Below are 13712 nucleotides of genomic sequence, written 5' to 3'. Positions count from 1 at the left end.
AGTAATCGGCCAGTCGTCAGTTGACGATGGCGAGGATGTCCTTCTCGGATAGGAGCACAAACTCGTCGCTGCCGAGCTTGATGTCGGTACCGGCGTACTTGCTGTAGAGCACCTTGTCGCCAACGCTGACCTCAGGAGCCTGGCGGCTGCCGTCGTCGTTGCGCTTGCCGGGGCCGATCTGCACCACCTCGCCCACCTGGGGCTTTTCCTTGGCGGTGTCAGGCAGAAGGATTCCGCCGGCGGTCTTCTCCTCCGATTCGGAAACCTTGATAAAAATGCGATCTCCTAGGGGCTTAACCGTGGAGACGCTGAGAGAAACAGCAGCCATGGATGGATTGCGGGAGCAATGACATGACGCCTGAGACGCCACAGAACAGTGAACTTGAGTGGGCCTGTGGGGCGATTTAGCACTCGAGCTCAACGAGTGCCAACTTATGCCCAATCAAGTTCCAGTGCCCAGGCCCAGACCGTGCGGGTGACCGAACCACCAGGGCGAACAGATGCTGAACAGGGTTCACCGCCTGTCGCGGTGGTAAGGTTGCGCCGCTTCAGGCGGGCAGATTCCCCCTGCGCTTCCCCAAGATTTCCCTACCTATGGCAGCTGCTACCGCCACCGGCACCAAAGGCACCGTCCGGCAGGTGATTGGCCCGGTTTTAGACGTTGAATTCCCGGCCGGCAAGCTGCCCAAGATTTACAACGCGCTTCGGATTGAGGCCAAAAATTCGGCCGGTCAACTAGTCGCCCTTACCGCTGAAGTCCAACAGTTGCTGGGCGATCACCGAGTCCGTGCTGTGGCCATGAGCACCACCGACGGCTTGGTACGTGGCATGGAAGCTATTGATACGGGTGCCCCAATTTGCGTACCCGTGGGCGAGGCCACCCTCGGCCGCATATTCAACGTGCTCGGCGAGCCGGTGGATGAGCAGGGTCCAGTAACCACCACCGTGACCGCTTCGATTCACCGCGCGGCTCCCAGCCTCACTGAGCTGGAGACCAAGCCCAAGGTTTTTGAGACCGGCATCAAGGTGATCGACCTGCTGGCTCCCTACCGCCAAGGGGGCAAGGTTGGCCTGTTCGGCGGCGCCGGCGTAGGCAAAACCGTGCTGATCCAAGAGCTAATCAACAACATCGCCAAGGAGCACGGCGGCGTTTCCGTGTTCGCTGGCGTTGGCGAGCGCACCCGGGAAGGTAACGACCTTTACGAGGAATTTAAGGAATCGGGTGTGATCAACCCCGACGACCTCTCTAAATCGAAGGTGGCTCTCTGCTATGGCCAGATGAACGAGCCCCCCGGAGCCCGCATGCGCGTGGGTCTCTCAGCACTCACGATGGCTGAGCACTTCCGCGACACCAACAAGCAAGACGTCTTGCTGTTCGTCGACAACATCTTCCGCTTCGTGCAGGCCGGCTCTGAGGTTTCAGCACTGCTGGGCCGCATGCCATCTGCTGTGGGCTACCAGCCCACCCTCGGCACCGACGTGGGCATGCTGCAAGAGCGCATCACCTCCACCCTCGAAGGCTCGATCACTTCGATCCAGGCCGTCTACGTACCTGCAGACGACCTGACCGACCCGGCACCTGCCACCACCTTTGCCCACCTAGACGCCACCACCGTGCTGAGCCGCGGCCTGGCTTCCAAGGGCATCTACCCGGCTGTGGATCCTCTGGATTCCACCAGCACCATGCTTCAGCCAGCGGTGGTAGGTGATGAGCACTACCGCACTGCACGCTCCGTGCAAAGCACCCTGCAGCGCTACAAAGAGCTCCAAGACATCATTGCGATTCTTGGTCTCGACGAACTCTCCGAGGACGACCGCCGCACGGTTGACCGGGCCCGCAAGATCGAGAAGTTTCTCTCCCAGCCATTCTTCGTGGCCGAGATCTTCACCGGTCAAAAGGGTGAGTACGTCAAGCTGGACGACACGATCAAGGGCTTCAACATGATTCTGGCCGGCGAGCTTGACGACCTACCTGAAGCTGCCTTCTACCTAGTGGGCAACATCGACCAGGTGAGGGCCAAGGCCGCCAAGATTCTTGCCGAAGCCAAGGGTTGATTCCTGCTTTTCCCTGAGGACCCCTACCCATGAGTCTCACCCTCCGCGTTCTGGCCCCTGATCAGAGCGTTTTTGATGGAACCGCCGAAGAGGTAATCCTGCCAAGCACCACTGGGCAAGTAGGAATACTGCCTGGCCACGTCACCATGCTGGCAGCCCTGGATACAGGCGTAATGCGTCTGCGCTCCGGCGGCGCTTGGTCAACGATCGCCCTGATGGGTGGTTTCGCTGAAGTGGAGGCCGATGAGGTCACCGTTTTGGTGAATGCCGCTGAGCTCGGCAGCTCAATTAATGCTGCATCCGCAGAGGCTGCCTTTGAGGCTGCCCAATCGGCAGCAGCTGCATTCGAGGGCAAGCCAGCTAGCCCAGACAAGGTCAAAGCCCAGCAAGCACTGGCTGCGTCTCGCGCCCGATTCCAAGCAAGCAAAGCCATCTAGATTTCCAAACATTCTAGATTTTCAAAGAATCTAAGTATTCAAAGATTTTGATTCCGGAAGTCAACCCGTACCCAGGGTTGACTTCCGGAATTTTTATGGTTATGTCGTTAATGAGCAAAAAAGATGCACAAAAAAGCACTCCTCGCGGAGCGCTGGTAGATATAAATTTTTATCCGGGCAAAAACTAAGCTTCAGAATTCAGCGACGATCAGGCGGTGCCGCAGAAAGTGACATCAGGAAACTTGAGTTTGGCGTCGTCCAGGCTCTTGCCTTTTCCTTCTTCCTGCCAGTAGTTGATCACCTCGGTAGCCTTGTTAAGCACCTCAACGCGCTCGTTATCGGTGATCCAGCTCTTGCCTTCGAGCTCGGTCTTGAGGGTTTCCCAGGCATCTTCCCGGGGCCAGAAGAAGTAAGAAGTAAGAGGGCTCGGACCACCGCCAACAATCTGATCCACCGCTAGGGCGACGTTGTCAGGCAGCCACAGGATCTTGAGCAGGAAACGACCTTCGTCAGCCTTGGGGGTATAGCCAGAGGGAACGCCATCCTCATCAATGATGGCGGTCGCAAGAGCCGCACTGCCGCCACGCATCACCGGACGCCCCTGGGTGGTGGTGTCTTCGGCAGCCGCGGCCACTTCGGCCAATTCGGTTACTGCTGCGTCAGGAGCGCTCTCGAAGGCTGTCATGGGGTCAGTGCTCAAGGCAACAGAGCAAAGAACTAACCTACCAGCCGCCTGGCCGCCCTCGGCCCCCGCCTGCGGCTATGGCCCTGCGCCTGTTCCTCGATTCGGCAGATCCCAAAGCCTGGCAGCAGTGGCTGGCCAGCGGCCTATTTCACGGCGTAACCACCAACCCCACCCTGCTGCGCCGGGCCGCCCAGCCCTGCACCCTCGACAGCCTGGCAGACCTCAGCCGCACGGCCCTGGCCCATGGCATCGCCGAACTCCACCTGCAGGCATGGGGCGCCACCACGGCAGACATGCTGCGCTGCGGCCAGGAACTAGCGGCCCTGGCCCCCGGCCGCATCGCCGTGAAGCTGCCGGTGACCAAGCAGGGAGCAGCGGTTGCCCGGGAGCTGGTTGGCGCCGGCGTTGCCGTCACCTTCACCGCCTGCTACGAGCCCCACCAGGTGCTGATCGCCGCGGCCCTGGGAGTCGCATACATCGCCCCCTACCTGGGCCGCATCCAGGATCAGGGGCGCAATGGGGTAGCCGAAGTGGTCACCATGCAGCGATGCCTTGCGGGGCTCGGCTCCAGCGTGCGTCTGCTGGTGGCCAGCTTGCGCCAGCCCAGCGAACTCAGCCACCTGGCCGCTGAAGGGCTGAACACCTTCACGATCAGCCCGGCACTGGCAGCAGAACTATTCGGCAGTGAGGCCACCGCTGCAGCCAGCGTCCAGTTTGAAAGCGATGCCCGTTCCTGAAAGCCAATCTTGATGCCCATGTTCGCCTCTCCGCCCCGGGCCGTCGTGCTGTTCGACATCGATGGCGTAATCCGCGATGTGAGCGCCAGCTACCGCCGGGCAATCGTCGAAACGGTGCACCACTTCCATGGTCAGCGTCCCGAGCCCGCCGCCATCGACCGCCTCAAAAGCGAAGGAAGCTGGAACAACGATTGGCAGGCCTCGATGGAGCTGCTGCGCCGCACCGGCCATACCCCGCTACCGGCGTTTGAGGAGCTGGTGGCTGTGTTCGAAGGCTTCTATTTCGGCGGCGATCCCGCCGGCGATCCGGGCCATTGGCGGGGCTTCATCCGCGACGAGCCTCTACAGGTGCAGCAAGCTTTTTTTGCCGCTCTGGAGGCTGCAGGTCTGGCCTACGGCTTCGTGAGTGGCGCTGAGCCCCCCTCCTGCCGCTACGTGCTGGGAACCCGCCTGGAGCTGGCCAATCCGCCCTTGATCGCCATGGGCGATGCGCCAGATAAGCCCGATCCCACCGGCCTGCTGCAGCTAGCCAGCCGGTTGGCCGGCGAGAGCCTGGGGGCTGGCGCAGCGCCGGTGATTTACCTGGGCGACACGGTGGCCGATGTGCTCACCGTGCAGCGCGCCCGCGCCCAGTGCCCAGCTCAGCGCTTCTTGAGCTTTGCGGTAGCGCCACCCCATCTGCACAGCCAGCCCGAAGCGCGAGCCGCCTACGAGGCGCGCCTGCGGGAGGCCGGCGCCGATGTGGTGATTCCCAGCACGGCCAACCTGCTGGAATCGCTCCTGCCGCAGCTGGGCTGATGCCCTGCCCTAAACCTCAGCGCTCAAGCGCCGCCGGAGACTTCAGGGCGGCGGCGGTGAGATTTTCATGGCCATGGGCCGTTACCGCCACATCGTCTTCGATGCGAATGCCGATGCCCTTCCAGCGAGCTTCGATCTCCGGCTGGCCATCTGGCACCGGCAGCCGATCGCTCACGTAGAGGCCCGGCTCCACGGTGAGCACCATGCCCGGCTCCAGCTCCACGTGGTGCTCACCGAGGCGATAGGCCCCCACATCGTGTACATCAAGGCCAAGCCAGTGGCCGGTGCGGTGCATGTAGAGGTGGCGGTAGGCCCCCTGCTCGATCACCCCGTCAAGGGATCCCGCCAGCAGCCCTAGGTCCAGCAGGCCCGCCACCAGCACCCGCAGGGCGGTCTCGTGGACCCCTTCAGCGCTGAAGCCCGGGGCCACCGAATCCACCGCCGCCTCCTGGGCCGCCAGCACCAGCTCGTAGAGGGCGCGCTGCTCGCCACTGAAGCGACCGTTGATCGGGAAGCTGCGGGTGATGTCGCCGTTGTAGTAATCGGCTAAGGAGCAACCGGCATCGATCAACAACAGATCGCCGTCGTTCAGCGGGGCGTTGTTAGCGATGTAGTGCAACACGCAGGCGTTATCGCCGCCGGCCACGATCGTGCCGTAGGCCGGGCCACGGGCACCCTGCTCGAGGAAATGCTGCTCAATCACAGCCTGCACCTGCCGCTCATTGAGGCCAGGCCGCACCACCTGGCGGGCCAGCTCATGGGCCTCGGCCGAGATTCGCGCCGCCTCGCGCATGCGCTCCAGCTCCTCGGGGCCCTTGCGCAGCCGCAGCTCATGCAGGAGCGGACAGGGGGCCACCAGCCCCAGGGCGGCCCGGCCGCTGCGTGGGGCTCGGTCGAGCTGAGCGGCCCAAGCCGCCAGCACCAGCGGCTCCAGCTTCGGGTGCTTGCCAACGCGAAAGGCGATGCCCTCAGCGCCCTTGAGGTAGTCGGGCAGGCGTTGCTCTAGCTCGCTGCGCGGGTGGGCTAGGTCGGCGCCAAACTCGGCAACGGCGCCTTCAGTACCCCAACGGAAACCATTCCAAACCTCGGCGCTGGCCTCGCGGGGCTGCACAAACAGCACGTAGCGCTCACCCTCGGGCCGGTGGGGCAAAAACAGGGCCACCGCCTCGGGTTCATCAAAACCAGTGAGGTACCAGAAGTCGCTGTTTTGGCGGAAGGGCCACTCGCAGTCGGCGTGATGGGTCACCAGGGTTGCCGCCGGAATCACGGCAGCAGCTTCCCCGAGCTGAGCGAAGAAGCGCTGTCGCCGCTGGGCGAAGGTCGACGGATCGATCATGAAAAAGCGGCCGGCGGGCCCTGCAGAAGCCCAGTTTGGAGCAGGCAGCGGGACAGACGCTGGCGGAGCCGATTTAATAGGTAGATGGCGAGTGGCGAAATGGCGGAATGAACGACCTGCTCATCCTGGCGCTGCTGGTGGTGCTGGTGATCGCAGGTTCGGCCCTGTGCTCTGGAGTTGAGGCAGCTCTGCTCACCGTGAACCCGGTGCGGGTGCACGAACTTGCCGCCCGCAGCAAGCCCGTGCGCGGAGCGCGGCGCCTCGAGCAGCTGCGCCAGCGCCTGGGACGCACCCTGTCGGTGCTGGTGATCGCCAATAACGGCTTCAACATTTTTGGCAGCTTGATGCTGGGTGGCTACGCCGCCATCGTTTTCAAACGGCAGGGCATCGAGGGGGTCGCCCTGCCCCTGTTTTCCGTAGGGCTCACCGTGCTGGTGATCCTGCTGGGGGAAATCCTGCCCAAGGCCCTCGGCAGCCGCCTGGCCCTGCCGGTGGCCCTGGCCAGCGCCCCTGCCCTGGCGATCGTGGCCGGCCTGATGTTGCCCCTAGTGCTGCTGCTGGAGCGGCTGCTGCCGGCGATCACCGCCGAAAACGAGATCAGCACCGACGAAGAAGAGATTCGTCTGCTGGCTCGGCTGGGCTCCCAGAAGGGCCAAATCGAGGCCGATGAGGCGGCCATGATCGCCAAGGTGTTCCAGCTAAACGATCTCACCGCCCGCGATCTGATGACACCACGGGTGGCCGCTCCCACCCTCGATGGGGCGACCAGCCTGGAGCAGTTGCGCGAAGATCTACTGGCGAACAACGCCGAATGGTGGGTGGTGCTCGGCGAAGAGGTGGATGAGGTGCTGGGCGTGGCCGGCCGGGAGCGACTTTTGGCAGCCCTGCTCCAAGGCGAAGGCAATCGCACTGCCGCCTCCCTAAGCGAGCCGGTCGATTACGTGCCGGAAATGATCCGGGCCGACCGGCTGCTCACGGGCTTCCGCCGCAACAGCAGCGGCGTTCGCGTCGTTGTGGACGAATTCGGCGGCTTCGTGGGCGTGATTGGCGCTGAAGCGGTGCTGGCGGTGCTGGCCGGCTGGTGGCGCCGTCCCCAACCGGCGGGCGAAGGGATGCGGCCATGAGGCCCGAACCCTGCGCCAAACCGTTCCCCCATCAGGCGCCCGCCATCCCGGAGCGCTGCCAATCCCTGCTCGACCAGTGGCGCCGCCAGCTCCAGCTCAGCGGCCGCGAGCAAAGCCAGCTGGCCGGCCAGCTGCTGGCCCTAGATCGCCAGCTAGGGCGCCTGCAGCAGCGCAGTCTGCGGGTGGCCGTGTTCGGCCGTGTGGGGGTGGGCAAGTCGAGCCTGCTCAACGCCTTGCTGGGGGAGGCGGCTTTCGCCACCGACGTGGCCCACGGCTGCACCCGCCACCAGCAGGCCCAGGCCTGGGCGCAACCGATGGCGGGGCTCAGCCGGGTGGAGCTGGTGGACACCCCTGGCATCGATGAGATCGCAGCAGCCGCCAGGGCCCGACTGGCGGCCCGAGTAGCCCTCGGCTCAGATCTGGTGCTGCTGGTGCTCGACGGCGACCTCACCAGCGTCGAGCACGACGCCCTGGCGCCACTGCTGGCCAGCGGCAAGCCGGTACTGCTGGTGCTCAACCGCTGCGACTGCTGGAGCGAGGCCGAGCAGGCCGAGCTGATAGCCAGCATCAAGCGGCGGCTGCCGGCAGCGGCCCGGCACCTGGAGCTGATCCCGGTGGCCGCCGCGCCACGCCAACCCCAGCTACTGGCCGATGGCCGGGTGCGCAGCGTTGTTCAAGCTCCGCAGGTGGAGCCGCTGCGGCAGTCGCTGCTGCAGCTGCTTGAGCAACACGGCTGCCTGTTGCTCGCCCTTAATGCCCTGGGCAGCGCGGAGCGCTTTCACCAGTCCCTGCAACGCTGGCGCCTGGGGACCAGCCGCCAGGCCGCCCAGAGCCTGATCGGCCGCTTCGCCGCCCTCAAGGCCACCGGCGTGGCCGCCAACCCCCTGGTGCTGCTGGATCTGGCCGGCGGCCTGGCCTGCGACACCGCCCTGGTGCTGCAGCTCTGCCAGCTCTACGGCCTGCCAATGCACGGCGCCGGCGCCCGCCAGCTGCTGCGGCGGCTCTCCGGCCACAACGCCCTGCTGGGCGGCGCCCAGATCGGCATCCAGCTAGCCCTGGGCGCCCTACGCCAACTGCTGCTGCTGGCGGCGCCGCTCACCGGCGGCCTCAGCCTCGCTCCAGCCGCCCCGGTAGCCCTGGCCCAGGCAGCCCTGGCCGTGCACACCACCAGGCTCACCGGCCGGCTCGCCGCCGCCGAACTGCTGCGGAGCGCCCAGCGGGGCGGCCAACCTGGAGCCCTGCTGCGACGCCTGGCTATCAGCGATCCCCAGGTGCGCCTCTGGCTAGGCGAGCGAAGCGAGCCGGCCGCCAACCTGCAGGCCCTGCTGCCATGAGCAACGGGGTCGTCAAAGCCGCAGAGGGGCCGGTAGCCCTGTTTGGCACCAGCGCCGACCCGCCGACCCGCGGCCACCAGGCCCTGCTGGAGGGTCTAGTGCAGCTCTATCCCCAGGTCGCCACCTGGGCAAGCGACAACCCCAAAAAACTCCACGGCGCCCCCCTGGAGCAACGGTCCACTCTGCTGGGCGAGCTGGTAGTAGCCATCGGCGATCCGAGGCTGAGCCACCGGCAGGAGCTCAGCAGCCCCTGGGCAATCACCACCCTGGAGCAGGCAGCGGCCCAATGGCCTGGTAGCGAGCTGGTGTTTGTGGTGGGCAGTGATCTGGCTGCCCAGATCCCCAGCTGGAAAAAGGCCGAAGCCGTCCTGAAGGCCTGCGTGCTGGCAATCGCCCCCCGGGCCGGCTGGCCCCTGCAGTCCAAACAACTGGAGCAGCTCACCCAGCTGGGGGGCCGGGTGGTGATCCTGCCCCTGCAGGTTCCCGCCACCGCCAGCTCGGCGCTGCGCCAAACCCCCGACCCCGCCCAGCTACCTGCGGCCCTGTTGCCGCTACTGCTCAAGCACAATCTCTACGGCCTAGCGGGCGATCCGAACCTCAGCCAGCCCCTCAAACGCCCCTGATGCGCCTCGCCCTGGCCCAACTAAATCCGCTAGTTGGCGACCTGGCGGGCAATGGCGAGCTGATTCTGGCGGCCAGCCGTCAGGCCGCCGCCCAGGGGGCTGATCTGGTGCTCACCCCCGAGCTGTCCCTTTGGGGCTACCCACCGCGCGACCTGCTGCTGCGCCCCAGCCTGATCGCTAAGCAAGGCGCCGTGCTCAACCAGCTGGCTGCGTCCCTGGCCCAAGAGCTGCCCCAGCTGGCCGTGCTGGTGGGCATGGCCGAACCATCAGGCGCCGCGCCGTTGCCCAACCTGTTCAACGCGGTGGCCCTGGTGGAAGCCAGCGGCTGGCGCGTGGTGGCCCGCAAGCGGCTGCTACCCACCTACGACGTCTTCGACGAGCAGCGCTACTTCTGCGCCGCCACGGGGCCCAGCGTGCTGGAGCTTGAGCGGGGCGGCCGGACCTGGCGCCTGGGGCTAACGATCTGCGAAGACCTCTGGGTTGAGGAGGAGCTGCAGGGCCACCGCCTGGCTGGTGCCGATCCCGTAGCCGAGCTGCTCTCAAGCCGCATCGACCTGCTGCTCAACCTCTCGGCATCACCGTTTGGCCAGGCCAAAGTGGCCCTGCGTCAGAGCCTGGCCCGCCGCGCCGCCAGCCGGCTCGCTTGCCCGGTGGTCTACGTCAATCAGGTGGGCGGCAACGACGAGCTGGTGTTCGACGGCGCCAGCTTCGTGGTGGATGCCAGCGGCGGAGTATGTGCCGGCAGCGGAGTGGTGAGCCAGCTGGCCAGTTGCAAGGAGCAGGTGAGCTGCTGGGAAGTCAACGGCGCGGGGCCAGCAGCATCTTTGCCAGTGGCACCTTTGCCTACTGAAAACGAGCAGTTATTTCGGGCCCTGGTGCTGGGCGTGGCCGACTACGCCCGCAAATGCGGCTTCAGCAGCGTCCTACTCGGCCTAAGTGGTGGCATCGATTCAGCCCTGGTGGCCGTGATCGCCGCCGCTGCCCTGGGGGGTGAGCGGGTGCAGGCACTGATGATGCCCTCCCCCTGGAGCTCGGATGGCTCCCTACGCGATGCCCAGGCCCTAGCTGGGCGCCTGGGCCTGGGCTGCTGCACCGCGGAGATCGCGGCGCTGATGGCCAGCTTCGACACCGCCCTAACACCGATGCTGGCCGGCCCACCCAGCGGTCTGAGCGCCGAAAACCTGCAGTCGCGCATCCGCGGCACCCTGCTGATGGCTGTGGCCAACCAGCAGGGCCAGCTGCTGCTCTCCACCGGCAACAAAAGCGAGCTGGCCGTCGGTTATTGCACCCTCTACGGCGACATGAACGGCGGCCTGGCCGTGATCGGTGACCTCTACAAAACCAGCGTGTTCGAGCTCTGCGCCTGGCTCGATTCGACCGCCGCCGGCCCCTGCCGGCGTGAGCTGGGGCTGCCAGGCGAAGGCGAGCTGGTGGGGCGGGCGATCCGCGACAAACCCCCCAGCGCCGAGCTGCGCCCCGACCAGCTCGATAGCGATTCCCTGCCCGACTACGCCGTGCTCGACCCGATCTTGAAGGGCTACATCGAGGAGTTGGCCAGTCCGGAGCAACTGATCGCCAGCGGCACCCCAGCGGAGCTGGCCGAACGGGTGATGCAGCTGCTGCGCCGGGCCGAGTTCAAGCGGCGCCAGGCACCGCCCCTGCTCAAGATCGGCGACCGGGCCTTCGGCAGCGGCTGGCGCATGCCGATCGCCGCCCGCTAAATCCTGCATGGCGCCGATCGCCAGCCGCAGCCAATCTGGAACCACAAACAGCAGCACATCCATGGCACCCCCCAGCTCCAGCGGCGCCAGCCTGACGGCCCCGATGGCAAGCATCGGCGTGCCCGCAGAGATCAAGCGCGATGAACAGCGCGTGGCCCTCACCCCTGACGGGGTGGCCGATCTGGTGAACCAGGGCATGGAGGTGCGCATCCAGGCGGGAGCAGGTTTAGGGGCTGGCTTCAGCGATGCCGCCTTCGCCGCCGCCGGGGCCCGGCTGGTGAGCGCCGCAGAAGCCTGGGGCGCCCATTTGGTGGTGAAGGTCAAGGAGCCCCAGCCCGAGGAGTTCGGCTTTCTGCGCTCCGATCTGGTGCTGTTCACCTACCTGCACCTGGCCGCCTACCCGGAGGTGGGCCGGGCCCTGCTGGAAGCGGGCACCACTGCCGTGGCCTACGAAACCGTGCAGCTCGAAGACGGCAGCCTGCCCCTGCTGGCGCCGATGAGCGAAATCGCCGGTCGGCTGGCAGCCCAGGTGGGAGCCCATCTGCTGGAGCGCCCCCACGGCGGTCGCGGCATCCTGATGGGGGGCTGCACCGGGGTGCGGCCGGCGCGGGTGGTGGTGCTGGGTGCAGGCAGTGTGGGCTGGAATGCGGCCCGGATCGCCGCCGCCATGGATGCGGAGGTATTCCTGCTGGATCGCTCGCCCGAGCGGCTGCGCAGCCTCGAGGCCCACCGCCGCGGTCGACTGGTGAGCCTGGTGAGCAACAGCAGCCTGATCGAGCGCCTAGTGCCGGGTGCCGATCTGCTTATTGGTGCCGTGCTCACCGCCGGTGGCCGGGCCCCCACCCTGGTGGCGGAGGCGCTGGTGCAGCAAATGCAACCCGGCTCCGTGGTGGTGGATGTGGCGATCGACCAGGGGGGCTGCATTGCCACCAGCCGGGAGACCACGCACACCGATCCGGTGCACACGCTCCACGGCGTGCAGCACTATGCCGTCGGCAACATGCCAGGGGCCGTGCCCTTCACCTCCACCGAAGCGCTGGTGAGTGTCACCCTCCCCTACATCCTCGTAATGGCGGGGCGGGGCCTGGTCGAAGCCGTCACCGACCGGCCCGAACTACTCTCCGGTCTCAACACGGTGCATGGGGCGGTGTGCCATCCCGGCGTTGCCCGGGCCCTGGATGTGACGCCCCGCCACCCGATGGCCTGTCTGCGCTGATCGTGTTCAACCGCTGCAAAGGGCGCACCAGAGCCGAGGGGCTGATTCCCTCGCGCAGGGCGACTAGCAACCCAGCCGCCGCCGCATAGCTCTCCGCCGCGAGCACCTCCAAGCCCAGGGCCGCCGCCGACACGTTGAGTACGCAGGGGTTGTGAACTGCGATCACTGGGATGCCGCGCTCAGCACAGGCCAGCACCGCCGCCCCCCCCAGGGCTCCTGCCGGGGCCACCACAGCCCCCACGTCTTCGATGCGGAGCAGATCAGCCCCGGCTGCGGGCAAGGCTCCTGAGCCGGGTCCCCCTGGCGCCAGCGGCAGCAGATCGGGCGCCCGGCTCAGTCCCACCAGCACGCAGGCCAAAAAGGTGTAGCCCAATTCCTCCCCCGCCGCCCGGGGGTCGAGACCAGGATCGAGCGGCAGGGGACTGAGGGCCGGCGCATGGGCGCATGGCAAGCCCAGCTCGCGGCTGAGCAGATGGCTGATCACCGCCTCGGCACCGGCCAGGGCATCCACACCAGACCCCTGGCGGTAGGCCGCTAGGGCCTCGCTGGAGTTGTCCTCGGGGAAGCGAGTTACCACCGCAATAGCCGTAGCCCCGGCAGCCTTGAGCATGTGGCCAGCGCGCAGCAGCAGCTCGGGGCGGCCTAGTTGCCCCCAGCTGGCACCACTGCCCCCCAGACACAGGCTCACCTCCAGGGGGGCATCGGTGGTGACCACCGGCCCGATCTCCAAACCCAGGCTGGCCCGGCAGCCCTCGGCAACCTGCAGATGACGCCAGCGCAGCTCCGCCTCGATACCGGCATCGAGCAACAGCCCCAGCCGCTGCCGGCGCACCGGCCGCAGGCCGATCCCAGCGGCAGCGAAGCGGTCGAGAGCCGAGCCCTCCACGTAGTGGATGCGGGAATCGCTCCAGTACAACGAGGCCCCATTCATCACGTTGGGATGGGTTATCAGGCAGCCACTGGCGGCCGCCAGCAAGCGGGCGGCAGGCAGGCCATCACCCGCATAACCACCCAGCTCACATCCAATCCCGGTGGGAATCACCAGCAAGGTAGGCAGAGGCCGGCTCGCCGTCATGCCAGCACCACCGCTTCAAGCGTCAGCAATGGCCAAGATCCAGCCAGGCCAGGCTCCACCGCGGTGATCGCCCAGCGCAGCGGTTGGCCATGCGGAGCCAACGCGGCCTCGATCTGGGCCAACAACGGCCCTGGAGCACGGCGGAACTCCAGAGTTATGGGCTGCAGGCGCACCGCCGCAGCACTCATTTCTGATATTTACCGAACTGGGCTTCGTAGAGGGCATCCTCCATCCCCGCTTGGAGCTTGAGATCAGCCAGGGGAACGGAAACGCAGAGGAGGGCGTAGCCCTTTAGTTGCAGGTCCGCCTTGACCCCCATGGCATCGGGCTGGTGCACGCTGCCCTCACTGATCAGAGCCGCGCAAGTGGTGCAGACCCCCGAACAGCATGAACTGGGCAAGGGGACCCCAGCGGCCTCAGCTGCAGACAGCACGGTTTGGTCGCTGCGGCAGGAAAAAGTGTGTTGGGTGCCTTGAAACTCGGCGGTGATTGTGAAGGTCTGGGTTTCGGTCACAGGAGGGTGCCGGAGTGGGCAGCTAGAGGCCATTGTTCCAGCCCACCCGCACCAGCC

The 13712-nt window shown here is 66.2% G+C and carries 15 protein-coding genes; 9 read left to right on the top strand and 6 right to left on the bottom strand.

What is annotated here, in order from left to right:
• Positions 1–16: 16 nt before the first annotated feature.
• Positions 17–328 (bottom strand): co-chaperone GroES, encoded by a 312-nt coding sequence (gene groES, locus KBY99_RS07225; protein ID WP_094561335.1) that lies wholly within the window; start codon positions 326–328, stop codon positions 17–19.
• Between the two features lie 266 nt (positions 329–594).
• Here groES and atpD point away from each other — a divergent pair, with 266 nt between their 5' ends.
• Together atpD and atpC are read left to right on the top strand one after the other, a co-directional pair.
• Positions 595–2055, top strand: a complete 1461-nt coding sequence (gene atpD, locus KBY99_RS07220) for a F0F1 ATP synthase subunit beta (RefSeq protein ID WP_254998264.1) — start codon at positions 595–597, stop codon at positions 2053–2055.
• A 29-nt stretch (positions 2056–2084) separates the two neighbouring features.
• Positions 2085–2492, top strand: a complete 408-nt coding sequence (gene atpC / locus KBY99_RS07215) for an ATP synthase F1 subunit epsilon (RefSeq protein ID WP_254940987.1) — start codon at positions 2085–2087, stop codon at positions 2490–2492.
• Between the two features lie 208 nt (positions 2493–2700).
• On the opposite strand, the gene KBY99_RS07210 is transcribed toward atpC, so the two are convergent.
• Positions 2701–3177, bottom strand: coding sequence for a 30S ribosomal protein PSRP-3 (locus KBY99_RS07210; RefSeq protein WP_396094819.1), 477 nt, complete (start codon positions 3175–3177; stop codon positions 2701–2703).
• A 77-nt stretch (positions 3178–3254) separates the two neighbouring features.
• Between KBY99_RS07210 and KBY99_RS07205 the strand changes: the two genes are divergently transcribed.
• On the top strand, positions 3255–3914 hold the full coding sequence (locus KBY99_RS07205) for a transaldolase family protein (RefSeq protein WP_254998262.1): 660 nt from the start codon (positions 3255–3257) through the stop codon (positions 3912–3914).
• A gap of 18 nt (positions 3915–3932) precedes the next feature.
• Positions 3933–4712 (top strand): TIGR01548 family HAD-type hydrolase, encoded by a 780-nt coding sequence (locus tag KBY99_RS07200; RefSeq protein WP_254998260.1) that lies wholly within the window; start codon positions 3933–3935, stop codon positions 4710–4712.
• A gap of 16 nt (positions 4713–4728) precedes the next feature.
• Here the strand turns inward: KBY99_RS07200 and KBY99_RS07195 are convergent, their stop codons facing one another.
• Positions 4729–6048, bottom strand: a complete 1320-nt coding sequence (locus KBY99_RS07195; RefSeq protein WP_254998258.1) for an aminopeptidase P N-terminal domain-containing protein — start codon at positions 6046–6048, stop codon at positions 4729–4731.
• Positions 6049–6155: 107 nt separating this feature from the next.
• On the opposite strand from KBY99_RS07195, the gene KBY99_RS07190 reads away from it, so the two are divergent.
• The 5 genes from KBY99_RS07190 (at position 6156) to ald (ending at position 12066) form a co-directional block, all read left to right on the top strand.
• Positions 6156–7172: a CNNM domain-containing protein gene (locus KBY99_RS07190; protein WP_254998256.1), complete on the top strand. Its 1017-nt coding sequence runs from the start codon at positions 6156–6158 to the stop codon at positions 7170–7172.
• Positions 7169–8506, top strand: coding sequence for a GTP-binding protein (locus KBY99_RS07185; RefSeq protein WP_254998253.1), 1338 nt, complete (start codon positions 7169–7171; stop codon positions 8504–8506). Before KBY99_RS07190 ends, KBY99_RS07185 begins: the two co-directional genes overlap by 4 nt.
• Positions 8503–9129, top strand: a complete 627-nt coding sequence (locus KBY99_RS07180; protein WP_254998251.1) for a nicotinate-nucleotide adenylyltransferase — start codon at positions 8503–8505, stop codon at positions 9127–9129. Before KBY99_RS07185 ends, KBY99_RS07180 begins: the two co-directional genes overlap by 4 nt.
• Positions 9129–10850, top strand: a complete 1722-nt coding sequence (locus tag KBY99_RS07175; RefSeq protein ID WP_254998250.1) for an NAD+ synthase — start codon at positions 9129–9131, stop codon at positions 10848–10850. Before KBY99_RS07180 ends, KBY99_RS07175 begins: the two co-directional genes overlap by 1 nt.
• Positions 10851–10953: 103 nt before the next feature.
• Entirely contained in the window at positions 10954–12066 is a 1113-nt protein-coding gene (ald, locus tag KBY99_RS07170) for an alanine dehydrogenase (RefSeq protein WP_254998413.1), read from the top strand.
• Here ald and KBY99_RS07165 read toward each other — a convergent pair.
• From KBY99_RS07165 to KBY99_RS07155, 3 genes are read right to left on the bottom strand one after another with little or no spacing between them, the layout of a single operon-like run.
• Complete coding sequence (locus KBY99_RS07165; protein ID WP_254998249.1) at positions 11978–13141, bottom strand: DUF3326 domain-containing protein; 1164 nt, start codon at positions 13139–13141, stop codon at positions 11978–11980. The genes ald and KBY99_RS07165 overlap by 89 nt on opposite strands.
• A complete protein-coding gene (locus tag KBY99_RS07160) occupies positions 13138–13329 on the bottom strand; it encodes a hypothetical protein (RefSeq protein WP_254998247.1) in 192 nt (63 codons plus the stop codon). The genes KBY99_RS07165 and KBY99_RS07160 overlap by 4 nt, the downstream gene beginning before the upstream one ends.
• Positions 13326–13688, bottom strand: coding sequence for a 2Fe-2S iron-sulfur cluster-binding protein (locus tag KBY99_RS07155; protein ID WP_254998244.1), 363 nt, complete (start codon positions 13686–13688; stop codon positions 13326–13328). The genes KBY99_RS07160 and KBY99_RS07155 overlap by 4 nt, the downstream gene beginning before the upstream one ends.
• Positions 13689–13712: the final 24 nt, after the last annotated feature.

It is taken from the genome of Cyanobium sp. Maggiore-St4-Cus (assembly GCF_024345615.1).
Lineage (GTDB): Bacteria > Cyanobacteriota > Cyanobacteriia > PCC-6307 > Cyanobiaceae > Cyanobium_A > Cyanobium_A usitatum.
This window is presented reverse-complemented; position numbering and strand designations above follow the sequence as displayed.

Excerpts from the sequence above, each read along its gene's own strand:
- KBY99_RS07155 (WP_254998244.1), bottom strand. The coding sequence starts at position 13,688 with ATGGCCTCTAGCTGCCCACTCCGGCACCCTCCTGTGACCGAAACCCAG.
- KBY99_RS07165 (WP_254998249.1), bottom strand. The coding sequence starts at position 13,141 with ATGACGGCGAGCCGGCCTCTGCCTACCTTGCTGGTGATTCCCACCGGG.
- KBY99_RS07175 (WP_254998250.1), top strand. The coding sequence starts at position 9,129 with ATGCGCCTCGCCCTGGCCCAACTAAATCCGCTAGTTGGCGACCTGGCG.
- groES (WP_094561335.1), bottom strand. The coding sequence starts at position 328 with ATGGCTGCTGTTTCTCTCAGCGTCTCCACGGTTAAGCCCCTAGGAGAT.
- KBY99_RS07185 (WP_254998253.1), top strand. The coding sequence starts at position 7,169 with ATGAGGCCCGAACCCTGCGCCAAACCGTTCCCCCATCAGGCGCCCGCC.
- KBY99_RS07200 (WP_254998260.1), top strand. The coding sequence starts at position 3,933 with ATGTTCGCCTCTCCGCCCCGGGCCGTCGTGCTGTTCGACATCGATGGC.
- atpC (WP_254940987.1), top strand. The coding sequence starts at position 2,085 with ATGAGTCTCACCCTCCGCGTTCTGGCCCCTGATCAGAGCGTTTTTGAT.
- atpD (WP_254998264.1), top strand. The coding sequence starts at position 595 with ATGGCAGCTGCTACCGCCACCGGCACCAAAGGCACCGTCCGGCAGGTG.
- KBY99_RS07190 (WP_254998256.1), top strand. The coding sequence starts at position 6,156 with ATGAACGACCTGCTCATCCTGGCGCTGCTGGTGGTGCTGGTGATCGCA.
- ald (WP_254998413.1), top strand. The coding sequence starts at position 10,954 with ATGGCAAGCATCGGCGTGCCCGCAGAGATCAAGCGCGATGAACAGCGC.
- KBY99_RS07205 (WP_254998262.1), top strand. The coding sequence starts at position 3,255 with ATGGCCCTGCGCCTGTTCCTCGATTCGGCAGATCCCAAAGCCTGGCAG.
- KBY99_RS07160 (WP_254998247.1), bottom strand. The coding sequence starts at position 13,329 with ATGAGTGCTGCGGCGGTGCGCCTGCAGCCCATAACTCTGGAGTTCCGC.
- KBY99_RS07180 (WP_254998251.1), top strand. The coding sequence starts at position 8,503 with ATGAGCAACGGGGTCGTCAAAGCCGCAGAGGGGCCGGTAGCCCTGTTT.
- KBY99_RS07210 (WP_396094819.1), bottom strand. The coding sequence starts at position 3,177 with ATGACAGCCTTCGAGAGCGCTCCTGACGCAGCAGTAACCGAATTGGCC.
- KBY99_RS07195 (WP_254998258.1), bottom strand. The coding sequence starts at position 6,048 with ATGATCGATCCGTCGACCTTCGCCCAGCGGCGACAGCGCTTCTTCGCT.